Origin of the sequence: Thiomicrorhabdus indica, from assembly GCF_004293625.1 — a bacterium.
In the GTDB taxonomy this organism is placed as follows: Bacteria; Pseudomonadota; Gammaproteobacteria; order Thiomicrospirales; family Thiomicrospiraceae; genus Thiomicrorhabdus; species Thiomicrorhabdus indica.
The window spans coordinates 772,700-789,003 of record NZ_CP033040.1 but is presented as its reverse complement, the minus strand read 5'-3'; the positions used below and the strand labels follow the sequence as shown (position 1 = coordinate 789,003).

Below are 16,304 nucleotides of genomic sequence, written 5' to 3'. Positions count from 1 at the left end.
TATTAATTAAAAACGTTTTTCACTTACCTTGGAGCCCATCACCCAGTTATTCAGAGTCGACTATTTAAGCCTAAAGGCAGTAGAAATATCTTCAAGATTATCTTTTAAAACACCATAAAAAAAGCCACTGATTTCTCTAGTGGCTTTCTTAAAGTTCACCCGAAGGTATAGATACCGGCCGGTAAAGATTAAATTAACCTTTTACACGGTAACGAGCAGAGGCTGCGTGAGCTTGAAGCCCTTCACCATCTGCTAAAACTCCAGCAACTTTTCCTAACGTATTTGCGCCCTCTGCAGAACACATAATCAAGCTTGAACGTTTCTGAAAGTCATAAACACCTAGAGGTGAAGAGAAACGGGCTGTGCGTGACGTTGGAAGAACATGGTTAGGTCCCGCACAGTAGTCACCTAAAGCCTCTGCCGTATAACGACCCATGAAAATCGCACCCGCATGGCGGATTTTTGGCAATAACGCTTTAGGATCATCAACAGACAACTCCAAGTGTTCAGGCGCAATAACATTAATCATTTCAATCGCTTGTTCTTCATTGTCAACCACAATGATTGCTCCGCGATCATCTAACGCTTTTTGGATAATTTCTTTACGAGGCATAGTTGGCAATAGCTTATTCATGCTCTCATACACCTTGTCAGCGAAGTCTGCATCCTGAGTCACCAAAATCGATTGCGCATCTTCATCATGTTCCGCTTGCGAAAACAAATCTACCGCAATCCAATCTGGGTCAGTTTTTCCATCGCAGTACACCAAAATCTCAGAAGGACCAGCAATCATATCGATACCAACCGTTCCGAATACCAAACGTTTAGCAGTCGCAACAAAAATATTCCCTGGTCCGACGATTTTATCCACTGCCGGAACGGTCTCCGTTCCATAAGCCAAAGCTGCAACGGCTTGCGCACCGCCTAAAGTGAATACCGAATCAACGTCACAGATTGCTGCCGCGGCCAATACCATTTCATTGACTTCGCCATCAGGAGTTGGCACAACCATAATCAATTTTTCAACCCCTGCAACTTTGGCAGGAATCGCATTCATAATAACTGATGAAGGATAAGCCGCTTTACCACCAGGCACATAAAGGCCGACTGAATCAAGCGGCGTAACCTGCTGACCCAACATAGTTCCATCAGCTTCTTCATAACTCCAAGACTCCTGAACTTGACGCTCGTGATAGTCACGAACACGCTTAGCAGAAATCTCCAGAGCTTCACGCTGATCTGCAGGAATGTTTTCAAGTGCCTTCTGAAGACGAGCCTTAGGGATTTCTAGATCTGCACCTTTCTCCAAACTCATACGGTCAAATTTAGCCGTATATTCAAGCAAGGCCGCATCCCCTTCCGAACGAACACGAGCACACACTTCGTTAACGATATCATTGACCGATTGGTTCGATACCGTTTCCCACGCTAATAGTTGGTCTAACTCTTCTCTAAAGCCTGCTTTGTTAGCAGATAAACGTCGAATATTTAACATCTTACTTCTCGATCACCGATTTAAATTGTTGAACAATTTCATTAATCTGATTGAACTTGGTTTTATAAGCATGCTGATTGACAATCATGCGTGAGCTGATGTCTGCAATATGCTCCATAGGCACCAAGCCATTTGCCTTTAAAGTGTTTCCAGTGTCTACCAAATCTACAATACGATCTGCCAAGTCGATTAACGGAGCTATTTCCATAGAACCATAAAGCTTAATCAAATCAACCTGTTGCCCTTTCTGAGCATAATATTCACGAGCAGACTTGATGTACTTGGTTGCAATCTTTAATCGATGTCCGTGAGGCTTTTCCACTTCAGGGCCAGCAACCATTAATTTACATTTTGCGATATGTAAATCCAATAACTCATAGATATTGTCCGTTGGAGCTTCCATCAATACATCTTTTCCGGCAACCCCGATATCTGCCGCACCATGAGCAACATATGTCGGAGCATCCGTTGCACGAACGATCAACAAACGAACATTATCATGATTCGTTGGAATAATCAGTTTTCGACTTTTGCTCGGATCTTCTTGGGGAATGATATTTGCCGCTTCTAAAAGCGGTAAAGTATCTTTATATATACGCCCTTTCGATAGGGCAATTGTTAGTTGTTCACTCATAACACATCAAATATTTAAATTTTAAAAACTGTACCGGCCGGTAATAAACGATTTCTTATTCAGAAAGTCGAATAATATCGGCGCCTAATTTATGGAATTTCTCTTCAACGATCTCGTAACCTCGGTCAAGGTGATACACTCGATCAACCACTGTCTGCCCTTTTGCAACCAGCGCGGCTAGAATCAAACACGCCGAAGCACGTAAATCGGTTGCCATTACCTCTGCCCCCGTTAAGGATTCAACACCTGTAATATGTGCAATGTTTCCGTGCACCTGAATACTGGCACCCATACGTGTCAGCTCACTTACATGCATAAACCGATTTTCAAAGATTGTTTCTTCAACAATTGAATCGCCTTCTGCGATCGCGTTCATAACGACAAATTGTGCCTGCATATCCGTTGGAAAATCAGGAAATGGCTCTGTTTTGATATTCACTGGTTTAAGCGTTCTACCAATCATATCCAACGTAATCGAATTTGCAGTGGTGGTAACTTCCGCACCCGCCTCTTTAAACTTCTCAAGTACCGCAAATAAATGCTCAGGAGTCACATTCTTAACAGTCACTTTACTTTGAGTAACCGCTGCTGCTGCGAGATAAGTACCCGCTTCAATTCGATCAGGAATCACATCATAAGATACGCCCTTTAAGGATTTTACGCCCTGAATCGTTAGAACATCCGTTCCAATACCGGTAATTTTTGCACCCATCTTGACCAAGAATTGAGCTAAATCTGTTACCTCTGGTTCACGGGCCGCATTACGCAACACCGTTGTACCTTCAGCTAAAACAGCAGCCATCAATAAATTCTCAGTCCCAGTCACCGTCACCGGCTCCATGTCAATCTGGGCACCTTTCAAGCGTCCATCAACGGTGGCATGAATATATCCATCTTCGACCAAGATTTTGGCTCCCATTTTTTCCATACCGTGAATATGAATATTCACCGGCCGGGAACCGATTGCGCAACCACCGGGCAACGAGACTTTGGCTTCTCCATACTTTGCCAACAAAGGCCCTAAAACCAAAATCGATGCACGCATGGTTTTAACCAATTCATAAGGGGCTTCGCAAGACTTCAACGTTGAGCTATTGATTTCAACCGTGCGCTGTTCATCAATCAAAACCTCAGCACCCATCGCTGCTAACAAGCGAATAGTAGTGGTTACATCTCGTAAATGCGGAATATTGGAAACTTTTACCGTTGAATCTGCTAGCAAGCATGCAGCAAGAATCGGTAAAGCCGCATTTTTGGAACCAGAAATATCGACAGAGCCAGAAAGCTGATTCTGTCCCTTAATGAGCAATTTATCCATTGAAGGTCGCTTATTCTATAAATTCATCGAAACAGAAAGTGATTCTGTTATGGCGTTTGAGTCTTAATTGATAGAGCATGTAACTCACCATTTGCCAACTGCTCTTTAAAGACCTCATTCACCATTCGATGACGCTGAATTGGTGATTTACCTTCAAATTCAGGACTGGTCACCACTACAGCAAAGTTACAATCCGCACCACTTGTTTCTACTTGGCTATCGGCAATTTTATCTTGGATCATTGATCGAATGGTTTCTGGTGACATTTGACTCTCTCTCTAAGTTCTCTCACTGTCTTTTATGGACTTTTCGGACAAACTCAATTCGTCGAAAAAAATTTTAATGGCGTATTTTAACGCCTTTAGCCAATAAAATCAGATTTATCGTCGAAACGGCCAAAAGGAAAATAATCGTCACTCCCAAGCTCAAATAAATCGATACATCAGACTGCGAGTAAAACCCGTAACGAAAACCATCAACCATATAGAAAAATGGATTGAAATGGGACAACTGTTGCCAGAAACCAGGCAGCGCATGTATTGAATAAAACACCCCACTTAAAAAAGTCAACGGCATAATAATGAAATTCTGGAAAGCGGCTAAATGGTCATATTTATCCGAAACAATTCCAGCCAGCATGCCTAGCCCACCCATCATTGCCGCACTCAATACAGCAAACACAAGAATCCACAATGGTGAATCAAAACGAATATCAAAGCCAATCCAGCCAACGAGTAAAATTCCAACCCCAACCGCTAAGCCGCGAACCACAGAAGCCGCAATAAACGCAATATACATTTCCAAAGACGAAATTGGGCTCAGCAATACAAACGTTAAGTTGCCATGCATTTTTGATTGAATGAGACTCGACGAGGTATTTGCAAAAGCATTTTGCAAAATGGACATCATGACCAACCCTGGAATAAGAAACTCACTGTAGCCAACCCCATTAAACACTTCGGTTTGCGAATCAATAATTTGCCCAAAAACCAATAGATAGAGCAAAGTTGCAACCACAGGTGCAAAAACCGTTTGTACAACAACGGAATAAAAACGACGAACTTCTTTGATAAAAAGCGCCCAACAACCCGCAAAATTAAACATTTTTTGTCTCCTGCGCTTTGCCTGACGTTAAATCCAGAAACACTTCCTCAAGGGAAGCATCTCTTGAACTAATATCCTCGATAGCAATCCCACTTTGATGCAACCAACCTAAAACCGATGACATGCACTCCTCTTTTTTCACCTTGAGCAAAATCCCATTACCATCACTTTCCTCTAAGCGGCTTTGCAACTCGGGAACCAAATCCTTTTTGGAATGCGGAGTAACCACTCTTAGATAGCGATAGGCATGACGACTCAGTAAAGCCGACGTCTTATCTAAAGCCTTAATTTGTCCTTCTTGCATAATCGCGACACGATTGCACAAAGCTTCTGCCTCTTCAAGATAATGGGTTGTCAAAATAATCGTATGGCCCTGAGCATGAAGCTCCTTGGTAAATTCCCAAAGCGTCCGACGCAAATCAACATCGACACCCGCAGTCGGTTCATCTAACACCAATACTTTTGGCTTATGAACCAAAGCCATCGCAATCAAAGCTCGGCGCTTCATTCCACCAGACAACTGATGCGTCAAGGATTTCGCTTTTTCACTAAGAGCTAATCGTTCGAGCAACTCATCAATCCATTTTTGTTGCTGAGGCCCTTTAATTCCGAAATAGCCGGACTGCAGTTCAAGCAACTCTCGAATATTAAAAAATGGATCAGCAATCAGCTCTTGCGGAACCAAACCCAATGCTCGGCGAGTTTTTCTGTAATCGGCAATCACATCATTCCCTAAAACAGAAATCGAACCTGACGAAGGAGTAACCAAACCCGACATCGAATTGATTAGCGTCGATTTACCTGCACCGTTTGGGCCTAACAGACCAAAGAACTCACCTTCTTCAACATCAAAGCTAACACCTTTTAATGCCTGAAATGAGTCGTAATATTTCTCTACGGCTTGAAATTCAACTGCCTTCATAAAAATCGGTCCAACTTAGATTCGTGTGTAAAACATGAGAGAATGAATGAACTATTCAAGTTCAAACGTGTTTTCGAGGTCATAGAGCTCTAGCAGAGTCTTTAGCTGCTCAGGAAAATGGCGTGCAAGGAGTTTTTGACCGGCCGGTAACTGACTTTGTAAATACAACATTAGAGCTAAAATACTGCTATCGCCTTTACGCATTTGGCTAAAATCGAGCACATTACTGTTTTTCACCAAAACCTGCTCTTTCTTTAACCAAGCCGAAAGTTCCAACAGAGTTGCTTCGGCTGGAATGACCAATACATCTTGCAAAGAATCTTGTGACATATGCAAAACGCTTTAGTTCGCCAAAACTTGCTGGTTTTTATCTTGCAGCTCTTTAATCACCGCATCAAGTCCTTGAGTTGCCACAGCATTGCTATAGACGCTGCGATAACTCAACAACATACTGACATTCTCAATGACGACATCATACAAAAACCATTTTTTACTCTGCTTATCCTGATAAACACGATAAAGCACTTCGGCCGGCTTACCTTCTTGCTGAACAACAGTCGAACTCACAGAAGCCCTACCAGGTTTTTCAATCACCGCCGGGCTCACAGTTACACTCTCAATTTTCAAGTTTAAGAAGCTTTGAGAATACGAACGGATTAAATTCTCAGTAAAAGCTTTCGTAAACGCTTTTTGCTGTTGTTCAGTCGCTGAACGCCAATTTTTGCCAAGCGCATAACGCGCCATACGGTCTGTATCAACATAAGGCAACACATTCGCATAAGCAAAATCAACCACTTGTTGATTATCTTGTTCAAACTGCGAACGGTGGTCGTTTAAGGTCTTGACCACAAAATCGGACAGCTCAGTGACAAGCAGAGTTGGGTTATCTTGCGAAATGTTTTTTTGTTCAACAGCATTTGCCATAAACGGCACCATCAAAGCACACAAAACCCATAAAAACTTTGAAAAGCTTAGCTTCATCTTCTCACCCTCTTCCCTTTAACTTTCACTCATTTTAACTAAAAACTGACCAATCAACTCTTCAAGCACCAACGCTGATTGAGTAAATTCCAATTGGTCGCCTGACTGAAGGAACTCCATATCGGCTCCTGGCGTAACACCAATATATTGATCACCCAGTAAGCCCGATGTCAAAATGGCACCCGAGGTATCAAGCGGAAGATTATCGAATTCTTGATCGATTTCCATAAACACTTTAGCTTTATAAGTCACCGGATCAATCACAATGTGCGACACGCGTCCAATGACAACACCGCTCATTTTCACCGGCGCGCGTTTTTTTAGACCACCAATATTCTCAAATAATGCCGTAATTTGATAAGTCGGCCGATCTTGAAGCGCCGTAAAATTACTGACTTTCAATGCAATAAAAAAGAGTGCGACGATTGTCATTAAAACTAAAACACCCACTCCGATTTCAAATTTCTTTTGGCGATTCATGCCTTCTCCCAAAACGATTACATTTCAATATTTCTGAAGAGGATTTTTCTAAACAAAACCTAATCAAACATCAAAGCTGTTAAAACAAAATCTAATCCTAATACCCCTAAAGATGAGTGAACAACCGTTCTAGTAGTCGCACCGCTCACACCCTCTGAAGTCGGTCTTGCATTCACGCCTTGATAAAGCGAAATAATGGCAATCAATACTGCAAATGCAACGGATTTAATCACACCGTTCATAACATCATCTCGCCAATCTACCGAGGCAGTCATCTGTCCCCAAAAAGAACCTTCATCAACACCTAACCAACCCACAGCAACCAGATAACCACCTGCAATCCCCATCGCTATAAATAGCAGCGCTAGCATAGGAAGCGCTAAAATCGCAGCAAAAAAACGTGGTGCATAAACGTAACGAATCGGGTCAACCGCCATCATTTCCAATGCGGATGTTTGTTCTGTTGAGCGCATCAAGCCAATTTCAGCCGTCAAGGCTGACCCTGCTCTACCTGCAAACAACAACGCTGCTACCACAGGCCCCAACTCACGAAGCAATGAGAGCGCGGTCATAGTTCCAACAGCTTCTTCGGAGTTGTAATCCACCAAAACATTGTAACCTTGCAAGCTCAGTACCATTCCAACAAATAGACCGGCCGTCAAAATAATCGGCAACGATAAAACGCCAGCAATATATAGTTGTTTTACCCATAAATCAAAACGACGAAGTACATAAGGAATCGCTGGCAAAATGGATAAAACAAATAAAGCACTTCGTCCAACAGAAGCAAAGTAATTCAGACTTGAATGCCCGAGTTTCTGTAAAAAAGAGAGAAAGTTTGTCATCAATTTAGACCCTATTGGAAACTGTCATGGACGCAAGGCTTACTTGATAGTCGGTTTCACCATAATGAAACGGCACAGGGCCATCAGCCAAACCTTTTACAAATTGGTGAACAAAGGCATTTTCGCTCTCCAAAATTTGCTGCTTATCTCCCTGCGCAATAATTTTTCCACCCGAAATCACGCAAACGTAATCCGCAATCGACAGAACCTCGTCCACATCATGAGAAACCACAACACTTGTCAAACCCAAACTCTGGTTTAGTTTTTTAATTAACTCAATGAGCACACCCATCGTAATCGGGTCTTGCCCAACAAACGGCTCGTCATAAAAAATCATTTCTGGCTCCATCGCAATGGCTCGAGCCAGAGCAACTCGTCGTGCCATACCTCCCGAAAGTTCTGAAGGCATTAAATCTTTTGCTCCTTGCAAACCAACTGCCTGCAACTTCATCAAAACCAACGTAGAAACCATCGACTCTGGAAGCTCGGTGTGTTCACGTAATGGAAAAGCCACATTATCAAAAACATTCAAATCATTGAGCAGAGCACCGCTTTGAAACAGCATTCCCATTTTCTGACGCATTTGGTATAGCGCTCTGCGAGAAAGCTTTCCAACATTTTGCCCATCAACAACAATTTCACCTTGCTCGGGACGAATTTGGCCGGCAATCAACTTCAACAAGGTCGTTTTCCCTGTTCCGCTCGGGCCCATAATGGCTGTTATTTTTCCCTTTGGAATTTGCATATCAATTCCGGAAAAAATCTCTCGATCACCACGAGCAAAGTGGACATTTTTGAGTTCAATATAGCCATTATCTTCGGACATATTAGTTCCTAATTCCTCGGAGTTCTTTGTGCAAAAACTCGCGTAAGCGATGGGTTAATACCCCATCAATTCAGACACGACTTTCACGTTTTGTACAGCACTCATTTGAATACTTTTATGATTTTCTGAACCTGCCACCACAACCGGTGCACCTTCTTTACCGGCCGGTAGATTTTCTACAAATGTTTTCAACACCTGTGCCTGCTGCTTCCCATCCGCTGAAAGCGCGTTAATCCATAACAGGGGATCTCCTACACAGACACTTTCAGACTCTTGCAGGTAATCTAACCCCATTTTCTCCAACTGATCTTGATAAAGAGTCAAATCAATACCGGCCGGTAAAATAAGCGAAAGATAACTATTTGTGTAGTTTTTATACAAGCCATCAAACACACTCAATATTTCAGCAAAACTTTGTTCGCTCAAACGCTGTTCAAACTTAAAAATAACGCCGGCAATCGATAACTCATCCGCAAACGAGTCTAGCATTTGGCATAATTTTGCATAGGTCTTCTGGAAAACATCCAAGTTTTCAGTACAATCCAACACCAAAAACACCTGACTTTCATCAAGCAATGCATCAACAAACTCTTCTCGAGACTCTTGCGCGCCCTCATCTTCAAGTGATAACTGGGACAACCAAAAACTCTGCGGAACCACGACTAAATTCGAGAAATTACTGTAATAATCCAGTTGCCATTCGCAAGGTAAATCTTCAGGGTAAAAGCTTTGGCTAACCTCAGGCGTTTGCCAGCCGGCAGTCCCCACAACTAAATTTTCAAAAATTGGTTTTGACATAAAGACCTGAACCAGATGTATAAAAATACCGTTAACACGCTTCCAACCAAATGAGCGCTAAGGGCAATTACCCTAGCCCTTAAAAGATTTCTTGAAAACGTCAAAAGAATTAAATTTTTTGGAGCTCGTATTTTACGCACAATCTAAACTAATAGCGAACATCGATCATGACATTTCATCATTTGAACTTACCCAAGTTTAATAAATTTTATTTATACCAACCCTTTAAGTTATAATCCACGCGAATTTATGAAACTTTATTGAAAGACTTATCAATATGACCACACTACTGTTACCCAGTCTATTGCTTATAATCGGATTGGCACTTCTCGTCTGGAGTTCAGATATCTTCATTGACGGTGCCGCCAGTGTCGCGAAACATTTAAGCATATCACCCTTAGTCATAGGAGTAGTTGTGCTTGGTTTTGGAACCTCAATGCCGGAAGTCGTAGTCGCAGCCCTTGCCTCACTCGACAATAGCCCAGGACTTGCCGTTGGAAATGCCATAGGTTCCAATATTGCCAATATCGGCTTGGTCTTAGGCGTCACCGCACTAATCACTCCAATTCTCGTTAAATCATCCATTCTCAAACGCGAACTTTCACTTCTACTTGCTATTTCCTTCGGTGTTTACCTTTTAATTTTAGATAACGAACTCTCCCGAATAGATGGGGGAATTTTAGTCACTCTTCTCTTTGCCACCATGTACTGGATGATTAAAGCCAACAAAAGCATTGATCCAACAGACCCAATTGCAACCGAAACCGAACACGAAATCGAAGAAATTCAAGCGCTAAGCCTACAAAAATCTTATTTTTATCTTATTGGCGGCCTAATTGTGCTCATGATTAGTGCAAAAATGATGGTCAATGGTGCGGTTGAAATCGCTCATTTTTTTGAAGTTCCAGAGGTTGTGATTGGTTTGACAATTATTGCAATTGGCACCAGCTTACCAGAACTAGCAGCAGCTATTTCCGCAGCACGAAAAAATGAAGCCGACCTGATGATCGGTAATATTGTGGGCTCAAATTTATTCAATATTTTAGCCGTTTTAGCTGTTCCTGCACTATTGGCGCCAAGTGTTCTTGATGTCGACGTAATGCCATTCGACTACCCTATCATGCTCGGGTTTACGATTGCGATGCTTCTACTTGCCTTGCCTCTGTTTGGTAAAGCTGTAATCAACCGTCCTAAAGGTTTTATTTTAACAGTGGGTTTCATCAGCTATTTGGTTCTACTCTATTTTAGAAGTGTGCAATAATTGACCGCTGGTTCAATCATGCAAAAGGTTTGGCAATGGTCTATTCGGAAAAACTCATACAAAAAGCATCAAAAATTAAGTTATTAATCCTCGATGTTGATGGCGTATTAACCGATAATCGTCTTTACTACAGCAACGATGGAAATGAGCAAAAGACCTTTTACACTCGTGATGGCCATGGGATGGTAATGCTTCGTAAAAGTGGTGTAGATATGGCAATCATTACTGGCCGAAAGTCTGAATTAGTTGCCAAACGGGCACAAGACTTGAAAATTGCACATCTCTATCAAGGAGTTCCCGACAAATTACCAAGCTTTCAAAAACTAATGGCCAAACTAGCGATCTCTTCTGATGAAGTCGCCTATATTGGCGATGATATTTTGGATTTACCAATTTTAATGCGTGTGGGTCTTAGCATTACACCTGCTGATGGTGAAGAAGAGGTAAAATCGCGAGTCGATTATGTATCACCCCATAAAGGCGGCAATGGCGTTGTTCGTGAAATCTGTGAAATGATTATGAAATCACAGGATACATGGCAACAACATATGGATTTTTATCTACGTGATTTATAATCCATAGAAATTTTGAAATAGCATTCATCGTTATGCACCTGTCTATCTCCAATCGTTCATTCAAAGGTATTTTATTACCATTACTCTTTGCGAGTATTGCCCTATGGGCAAGTACTTGGCTCACAACAGACAATGATTCAGAAACAAACAATCAAGAGTCCAATTTACAAGGGTTGGAGTGGAAAGCAGAAAAGACAACGCTTTGGTCAATTCAAACAGGTGGCAAACAAACTCTGCTTAATGCCACCAATATACAATCTGAGCAAAAATCCTCTCTCATTGAATTAACTAAACTTTCCGTCACCCATTTTCACAACAGTCAAATCAGCTATGGCAATGCGGACCAAGGTATATTAATTGACTCCCAACTCCTCTCTCTTGTTGGCGACGTTACCCTTGAACAAAAACAGCCACAACCTCTAAAAATAAACACCCAAAAACTTGATATAGACTTAAATAATGGCTCAGCCCAAACTGACTTAGTGGTAAAAATACTGCAATCAGAAATCACAACAACAGCAACAGGTATGCAACTTAACTCTGAAACAGGAATCCTTGAACTTCAAAACGCTGTTCATTCAATCTACACCCCCTCTGAACAAATCACAAAAAGCAAACCTTAAGCTTTACCGGCCGGTAGTTTCTACTCGCGACACTTTCAATCACAATTGATCAAGATTTTTACTTGCAAAAAAAACGATTAACGTTAGCATTGATGCTCAATTTAAATTTCATTGATTCATTGTAAAATTATTGTGATTAAGCCTATCCAACTTTTATTCCCAAGTCTCAAATTACGTCGTAGCGTTTTTTCACTCTATGCCATCAGCCTATTTTTCTGCTTTTCGTCATCCAGCACCCTTGCCAATACCAACGATACTCAACAGCCGGTTGAAATTACCGCAAACAAATTAGTCTCCAATGAAAAACTGGGAGTCAGCGAATATCAAGGTGACGTTCAAATTACCCAAGGGAGCTTTAAACTCACTGGAAATAAAGTCAAAATATCTCACCCAGACAATCAACTCGAAAACATCTTTGCCACAGGCAAACCGGCAACCTTTAAGCAATTCAATGCCCAAGAAAACGCATGGATTAATGGTCAAGCAGATGAGATTTTTTATAACGCCGCAAAAAAAACCGTTAAATTAACCGGTAACGCGGCTGTTCAACAAGAAAACAAACATCAAATTAAAGGGAATAGTTTAATTTACGATATGACCTTACAAACACTGCAAGGATCAGGCTCTGAAAAACAACGAATTGAAGTCATTTTGCAACCGAACCAAACTACCAACAGCGGCTCAAAGAGTAACTAATAATGGCCCGTTTTTACGCACGCAATCTTGCTAAAAGCTACAAAAAACGACACGTTGTGACCAATGTCGACATTGATGTTGAAAGCGGCCAAGTCATTGGCTTACTTGGCCCAAACGGAGCAGGGAAAACCACAACTTTTTACATGATGACTGGGTTAGTAAGCAATGACCACGGAAGAATTTATTTAGATGACAAAGAAATCACTCATCTAGCTATTCATGAACGCGCTAAGCTTGGTTTAGGCTACCTTCCTCAAGAAGCCTCTGTATTTCGAAAACTCACTGTCCAAGATAATATTAAAGCCATCTTAGAAATGCGTACCGAACTCACACGAGACCGAAGACACGCCATTTTTGAGCAACTCATTGATGATTTACAAATTGGCCATATCCTTGAGCAATTTGGACAAGCCCTATCTGGTGGTGAAAGACGTCGTGTCGAAATTGCACGCGCTCTAGCCATGGAACCTAAGTTTATTCTACTTGATGAACCTTTCGCAGGTGTAGATCCAATCTCGGTCAAAGATATTCAATCCATTATCCTACATCTTAAAGAGCGAAATATCGGCGTCTTAATTACCGACCACAACGTTCGGGAAACCCTAGGAGTTTGTGATAAAGCTTATATTCTTCATGCAGGGACGATCCTAGCTTGGGGACCGCCAGAGGCCATTCTGCAACATCAAGATGTTCGCCGCGTTTACTTAGGCGACGATTTCAAATAATAATCGCTGAATACAATGTAAAAAAAATTTAAATTTTTTTTAACAACACACTTTCCCAATAAACTTTTTGAGTTTTCAAACAAACCGATGATTTTTAACAAGAAAAGTTTTCAAAAATATGTTCAAATAACGCTCTTGTTCAGAATTCGTTTTCCTTATCCATCGTCGCAAGAAATTCACACGCTATGAATTCCAAAAGACAGTGGTATACTGAAATTGAAGAAGATAAGAACACAAGCTAAAGCCTCCCAAGTCGCTTTAATCCTTATCGACAGATCGCAATAAAAACCAAAAACTAAAGGAGCGATACTATGCAAATCAACATTACTGGTCACCATATCGATGTAACCGATGCCCTCCGTACTAAAGTCACTGAAAAACTTGCTAAACTTGAACGTCATTTTGATCATGTAACAAATGTTCATGTGATTCTAACTGTTGAAAAACAAGCTCAAAAAGCTGAAGCAACGGTACATGTATCAGGCTCTGACTTATTTGCTCAACACGAAAGTGAAGATATGTACGCGTCAATTGACGGGCTTGTTGATAAATTAGATCGTCAAATTATCAAGTACAAAGAAAAGCTAGGTAGCCACAATAAAAAATCTGGTGGCGTCAAAAGCATGAATGTAGAACAAGCATAAGCTTAGACAGCCTAAATCGGTTTTCGGAAAACACCCCTTAACAGGGGTGTTTTTGTATCTAGCCATTTATTCCCTACCAAACAATCTACTCAATTAAATTTGACAATTTTATGTCAAATACCAGCTAAAACAGCTACTCACGCCACCTTAATGCTAAAATGAATTTTAGTCTTTGCTTAACCCGCCATTAGCTCTTATTGATGAAATTGTGAATGGAATCGCCGTATGAGTCAGAATAGTTCAACCATTGATAAAGGTGCTGTCTCCGAACAGTTATTAAATGCCTTACAAAATGAGCAGTTTGAGAAAGCCTCAGAGCTTGCCAACTACCTAGTTCCTGAAGAACTTGCAGAACTTTTAGAAGCGACCCCTCCACTTCAACGTGGACTACTCTGGGATGCGATCGATACCGATAAACAGGGTGAAGTCCTAACACATACCAATGATTCTGTTCGCTCAGAGCTCCTTGATAAACTCGAAACCCATGAAATTATCGAGATTACCGAAGAACTTGAAACCGATGATATTGTCGATATCGCTCAAGCGCTTCCTGATCAAGACCAACAGGAATTTATTGAAGCACTTCCAGAAGAAAATCGAACCGCTGTTGAAGTCGCGCTAGCCTATGACGAAGATACTGCTGGCGGACTTATGAGCTCGAACTTTATTGCGGTTCGTGCAGATTTAAGTTTAGGTGTTGTACTTCGTTATTTACGGCAAAGAGGAAACTTACCTCACTCAACCTCTTCGCTTTTTATTTGGGATCGTGAAGAGCACTTGATTGGAACTCTGTCCTTAACCGCTTTACTGACTCATGATGAAGACGTTCTAGTTGAGGAACTGATTAAAACCGACATCCAAGGTATTAATGTCTACACTTCTGCCAAAGAAGTTGCGCATACATTCGAGAAAAACGATTTGATTTCCGCACCGGTGGTTAATGACCAAAATCAAATAATTGGCCGAATTACCATCGATGATGTAGTCGATATCATCCGAGATGAGGCAGAACACGCTCAAATGGCCAGTGCCGGTCTAGATGAAGATGACGATATCTTTGCACCCGCACAAAAATCCGCTAAACGACGAACCTTTTGGCTAGGGATTAATTTATTAACCGCTATTTTCGCTTCAATGGTCATTGGTTTATTTGACGCTGCCATTGAAAAAGTCGTCGCACTTGCCATTCTGATGCCCATCATCGCCAGTATGGGCGGTATTGCCGGCACACAAACCGCCACAATAGTCATTCGAGCCCTTGCGACGGGAAAACTCGCGAAAAGTAACAGTCGTTCGCTATTAATTAAAGAAACCACTGTTGGACTACTCAACGGGCTCATTTGGGCAACACTCACTGGTGCTGCGGTATTTGCAATCTTCCATGACTGGCAATTAAGTGCGATTTTCTCAACTGCCATTCTCATCAATCTGCTCGCGGCAGCTTTTGCAGGCGCAATGATTCCGCTGATTTTACAACGAATGAAAATCGATCCTGCTCTGGCATCAGGTCTCATGCTAACAACCGTTACCGACTCGGTTGGTTTTTTCGTTTTCCTAGGTTTAGCTACCGTCGTACTTTTGTAAGACTTAAAACTCATTATGGAAACTTTATGAAATCACTCCAGCTTAGATTGCATACCACAAGCGGAATCATTAAATTTACTTTATAAGCATAAGCCCCAAGGAGACGCCTATGAAGACGCAACCAAAAATATTACTCGGTTCATTATTAATTAGCGCCATTGCACTTTCAGGTTGTAGCCAAAACCGTCAAATGACTAAAGATGAGCGTGAGACTGAAAAAAATGTCGTCACAGGAGTTGCTGCAATCGGTGGCGCTTTATTAGCCAACGCGATGGGAATGGACAGTACTGGCGGAAAAATCTTAGTCGGTGCCATCTCTGGTGTTACTGCAAGACATATTTATGATGAAGTCAATCGAGAAACCGCAGATGACCCAAATACAGATGTTCACCCAGTAGAAATAGGCGAGCAAGAATTTATTCGAGTTCAAGTAAAAGACGTTAACTTTCATTCTGGTTCAGCACAGCTAGACCCTTATGAACTTCAGCGCTTACAACCTGTCCTAAATGCATTGAGCCGTTACCCAAACACTCGAGTGTATGTCGAAGGTCACACTGACTCAGATGGCACTCATCAATACAACCAACAACTCTCCGAAAACCGAGCCAAAACCGTTGCATTCTATCTAATGGACAATGGCATTAGTCGCGATCGAATCATTACTTATGGCTATGGTGAAGAACGCCCAATTGCCAGTAACAACACGGCAGAAGGTAAACGCCTCAACCGTAGAGTGACTTTTTTAATTAGTGAGATTTAAATGATTAAATCTACCGGCCGGTGAATTATTCAT

General features: G+C 41.6%; 20 protein-coding genes. 8 read left to right on the top strand and 12 right to left on the bottom strand.

Going from position 1 to position 16,304, the window contains the following annotated elements:
* Positions 1-193 precede the first annotated feature (193 nt).
* The 12 genes from hisD to D9T12_RS03190 form a co-directional block, all read right to left on the bottom strand.
* Positions 194-1,495: a histidinol dehydrogenase gene (gene hisD, locus D9T12_RS03245; protein ID WP_130536831.1), complete on the bottom strand. Its 1,302-nt coding sequence runs from the start codon at positions 1,493-1,495 to the stop codon at positions 194-196.
* Between the two features lies 1 nt (position 1,496).
* On the bottom strand, positions 1,497-2,129 hold the full coding sequence (gene hisG, locus D9T12_RS03240; protein ID WP_130536830.1) for an ATP phosphoribosyltransferase: 633 nt from the start codon (positions 2,127-2,129) through the stop codon (positions 1,497-1,499).
* A gap of 55 nt (positions 2,130-2,184) precedes the next feature.
* Positions 2,185-3,447: a UDP-N-acetylglucosamine 1-carboxyvinyltransferase gene (gene murA, locus D9T12_RS03235; protein ID WP_130536829.1), complete on the bottom strand. Its 1,263-nt coding sequence runs from the start codon at positions 3,445-3,447 to the stop codon at positions 2,185-2,187.
* Positions 3,448-3,494: 47 nt separating this feature from the next.
* Entirely contained in the window at positions 3,495-3,713 is a 219-nt protein-coding gene (locus D9T12_RS03230) for a BolA family protein (RefSeq protein ID WP_130536828.1), read from the bottom strand.
* A 73-nt stretch (positions 3,714-3,786) separates the two neighbouring features.
* Positions 3,787-4,551 carry an ABC transporter permease gene (locus D9T12_RS03225; RefSeq protein ID WP_130536827.1) on the bottom strand — a complete coding sequence of 255 codons (765 nt, stop codon included), beginning with the start codon at positions 4,549-4,551 and terminating at the stop codon, positions 3,787-3,789.
* Positions 4,544-5,473, bottom strand: a complete 930-nt coding sequence (locus D9T12_RS03220) for an ABC transporter ATP-binding protein (RefSeq protein WP_130536826.1) — start codon at positions 5,471-5,473, stop codon at positions 4,544-4,546. Before D9T12_RS03220 ends, D9T12_RS03225 begins: the two co-directional genes overlap by 8 nt.
* A gap of 51 nt (positions 5,474-5,524) precedes the next feature.
* The gene (locus D9T12_RS03215; RefSeq protein ID WP_130536825.1) at positions 5,525-5,803 is read right to left on the bottom strand and encodes an STAS domain-containing protein; all 279 of its coding nucleotides are present in this window, start codon (positions 5,801-5,803) and stop codon (positions 5,525-5,527) included.
* Positions 5,804-5,815: 12 nt separating this feature from the next.
* On the bottom strand, positions 5,816-6,454 hold the full coding sequence (locus D9T12_RS03210) for an MlaC/ttg2D family ABC transporter substrate-binding protein (protein ID WP_130536824.1): 639 nt from the start codon (positions 6,452-6,454) through the stop codon (positions 5,816-5,818).
* Between the two features lie 18 nt (positions 6,455-6,472).
* Positions 6,473-6,934, bottom strand: coding sequence for an outer membrane lipid asymmetry maintenance protein MlaD (gene mlaD, locus D9T12_RS03205; protein WP_130536823.1), 462 nt, complete (start codon positions 6,932-6,934; stop codon positions 6,473-6,475).
* A gap of 59 nt (positions 6,935-6,993) precedes the next feature.
* Complete coding sequence (gene mlaE / locus D9T12_RS03200; protein WP_130536822.1) at positions 6,994-7,779, bottom strand: lipid asymmetry maintenance ABC transporter permease subunit MlaE; 786 nt, start codon at positions 7,777-7,779, stop codon at positions 6,994-6,996.
* 4 nt (positions 7,780-7,783) lie between these two features.
* Positions 7,784-8,605, bottom strand: a complete 822-nt coding sequence (locus D9T12_RS03195) for an ABC transporter ATP-binding protein (protein WP_130536821.1) — start codon at positions 8,603-8,605, stop codon at positions 7,784-7,786.
* Positions 8,606-8,659: 54 nt separating this feature from the next.
* On the bottom strand, positions 8,660-9,403 hold the full coding sequence (locus D9T12_RS03190) for a hypothetical protein (protein ID WP_130536820.1): 744 nt from the start codon (positions 9,401-9,403) through the stop codon (positions 8,660-8,662).
* Between the two features lie 277 nt (positions 9,404-9,680).
* On the opposite strand from D9T12_RS03190, the gene D9T12_RS03185 reads away from it, so the two are divergent.
* The 8 genes from D9T12_RS03185 to D9T12_RS03150 all read left to right on the top strand — a co-directional run bounded on the left by D9T12_RS03185 (position 9,681) and on the right by D9T12_RS03150 (position 16,271).
* Complete coding sequence (locus D9T12_RS03185) at positions 9,681-10,664, top strand: calcium/sodium antiporter (RefSeq protein ID WP_130536819.1); 984 nt, start codon at positions 9,681-9,683, stop codon at positions 10,662-10,664.
* Positions 10,665-10,699: 35 nt separating this feature from the next.
* Positions 10,700-11,239, top strand: coding sequence for a 3-deoxy-manno-octulosonate-8-phosphatase KdsC (gene kdsC / locus D9T12_RS03180; protein ID WP_130536818.1), 540 nt, complete (start codon positions 10,700-10,702; stop codon positions 11,237-11,239).
* Positions 11,240-11,271: 32 nt separating this feature from the next.
* Positions 11,272-11,862 carry an LPS export ABC transporter periplasmic protein LptC gene (lptC, locus tag D9T12_RS03175; protein ID WP_130536817.1) on the top strand — a complete coding sequence of 197 codons (591 nt, stop codon included), beginning with the start codon at positions 11,272-11,274 and terminating at the stop codon, positions 11,860-11,862.
* Between the two features lie 132 nt (positions 11,863-11,994).
* The gene (lptA, locus tag D9T12_RS03170) at positions 11,995-12,558 is read left to right on the top strand and encodes a lipopolysaccharide transport periplasmic protein LptA (RefSeq protein WP_165395026.1); all 564 of its coding nucleotides are present in this window, start codon (positions 11,995-11,997) and stop codon (positions 12,556-12,558) included.
* A gap of 2 nt (positions 12,559-12,560) precedes the next feature.
* Positions 12,561-13,283 (top strand): LPS export ABC transporter ATP-binding protein, encoded by a 723-nt coding sequence (gene lptB / locus D9T12_RS03165; protein WP_130536815.1) that lies wholly within the window; start codon positions 12,561-12,563, stop codon positions 13,281-13,283.
* 311 nt (positions 13,284-13,594) lie between these two features.
* Entirely contained in the window at positions 13,595-13,927 is a 333-nt protein-coding gene (gene hpf / locus D9T12_RS03160; RefSeq protein WP_130536814.1) for a ribosome hibernation-promoting factor, HPF/YfiA family, read from the top strand.
* Positions 13,928-14,152: 225 nt separating this feature from the next.
* Positions 14,153-15,511 (top strand): magnesium transporter, encoded by a 1,359-nt coding sequence (mgtE, locus tag D9T12_RS03155; protein WP_130536813.1) that lies wholly within the window; start codon positions 14,153-14,155, stop codon positions 15,509-15,511.
* A 109-nt stretch (positions 15,512-15,620) separates the two neighbouring features.
* Positions 15,621-16,271 (top strand): OmpA family protein, encoded by a 651-nt coding sequence (locus D9T12_RS03150; protein ID WP_130536812.1) that lies wholly within the window; start codon positions 15,621-15,623, stop codon positions 16,269-16,271.
* The last annotated feature ends 33 nt before the right edge of the window (positions 16,272-16,304 follow it).

Bases quoted from the DNA above. Each gene is read 5' to 3' on its own strand.
- hisD (WP_130536831.1), bottom strand. From the start codon at position 1,495: ATGTTAAATATTCGACGTTTATCTGCTAACAAAGCAGGCTTTAGAGAA.
- hisG (WP_130536830.1), bottom strand. From the start codon at position 2,129: ATGAGTGAACAACTAACAATTGCCCTATCGAAAGGGCGTATATATAAA.
- murA (WP_130536829.1), bottom strand. From the start codon at position 3,447: ATGGATAAATTGCTCATTAAGGGACAGAATCAGCTTTCTGGCTCTGTC.
- D9T12_RS03230 (WP_130536828.1), bottom strand. From the start codon at position 3,713: ATGTCACCAGAAACCATTCGATCAATGATCCAAGATAAAATTGCCGAT.
- D9T12_RS03225 (WP_130536827.1), bottom strand. From the start codon at position 4,551: ATGTTTAATTTTGCGGGTTGTTGGGCGCTTTTTATCAAAGAAGTTCGT.
- D9T12_RS03220 (WP_130536826.1), bottom strand. From the start codon at position 5,473: ATGAAGGCAGTTGAATTTCAAGCCGTAGAGAAATATTACGACTCATTT.
- D9T12_RS03215 (WP_130536825.1), bottom strand. From the start codon at position 5,803: ATGTCACAAGATTCTTTGCAAGATGTATTGGTCATTCCAGCCGAAGCA.
- D9T12_RS03210 (WP_130536824.1), bottom strand. From the start codon at position 6,454: ATGAAGCTAAGCTTTTCAAAGTTTTTATGGGTTTTGTGTGCTTTGATG.
- mlaD (WP_130536823.1), bottom strand. From the start codon at position 6,934: ATGAATCGCCAAAAGAAATTTGAAATCGGAGTGGGTGTTTTAGTTTTA.
- mlaE (WP_130536822.1), bottom strand. From the start codon at position 7,779: ATGACAAACTTTCTCTCTTTTTTACAGAAACTCGGGCATTCAAGTCTG.
- D9T12_RS03195 (WP_130536821.1), bottom strand. From the start codon at position 8,605: ATGTCCGAAGATAATGGCTATATTGAACTCAAAAATGTCCACTTTGCT.
- D9T12_RS03190 (WP_130536820.1), bottom strand. From the start codon at position 9,403: ATGTCAAAACCAATTTTTGAAAATTTAGTTGTGGGGACTGCCGGCTGG.
- D9T12_RS03185 (WP_130536819.1), top strand. From the start codon at position 9,681: ATGACCACACTACTGTTACCCAGTCTATTGCTTATAATCGGATTGGCA.
- kdsC (WP_130536818.1), top strand. From the start codon at position 10,700: ATGGTCTATTCGGAAAAACTCATACAAAAAGCATCAAAAATTAAGTTA.
- lptC (WP_130536817.1), top strand. From the start codon at position 11,272: ATGCACCTGTCTATCTCCAATCGTTCATTCAAAGGTATTTTATTACCA.
- lptB (WP_130536815.1), top strand. From the start codon at position 12,561: ATGGCCCGTTTTTACGCACGCAATCTTGCTAAAAGCTACAAAAAACGA.
- hpf (WP_130536814.1), top strand. From the start codon at position 13,595: ATGCAAATCAACATTACTGGTCACCATATCGATGTAACCGATGCCCTC.
- mgtE (WP_130536813.1), top strand. From the start codon at position 14,153: ATGAGTCAGAATAGTTCAACCATTGATAAAGGTGCTGTCTCCGAACAG.
- D9T12_RS03150 (WP_130536812.1), top strand. From the start codon at position 15,621: ATGAAGACGCAACCAAAAATATTACTCGGTTCATTATTAATTAGCGCC.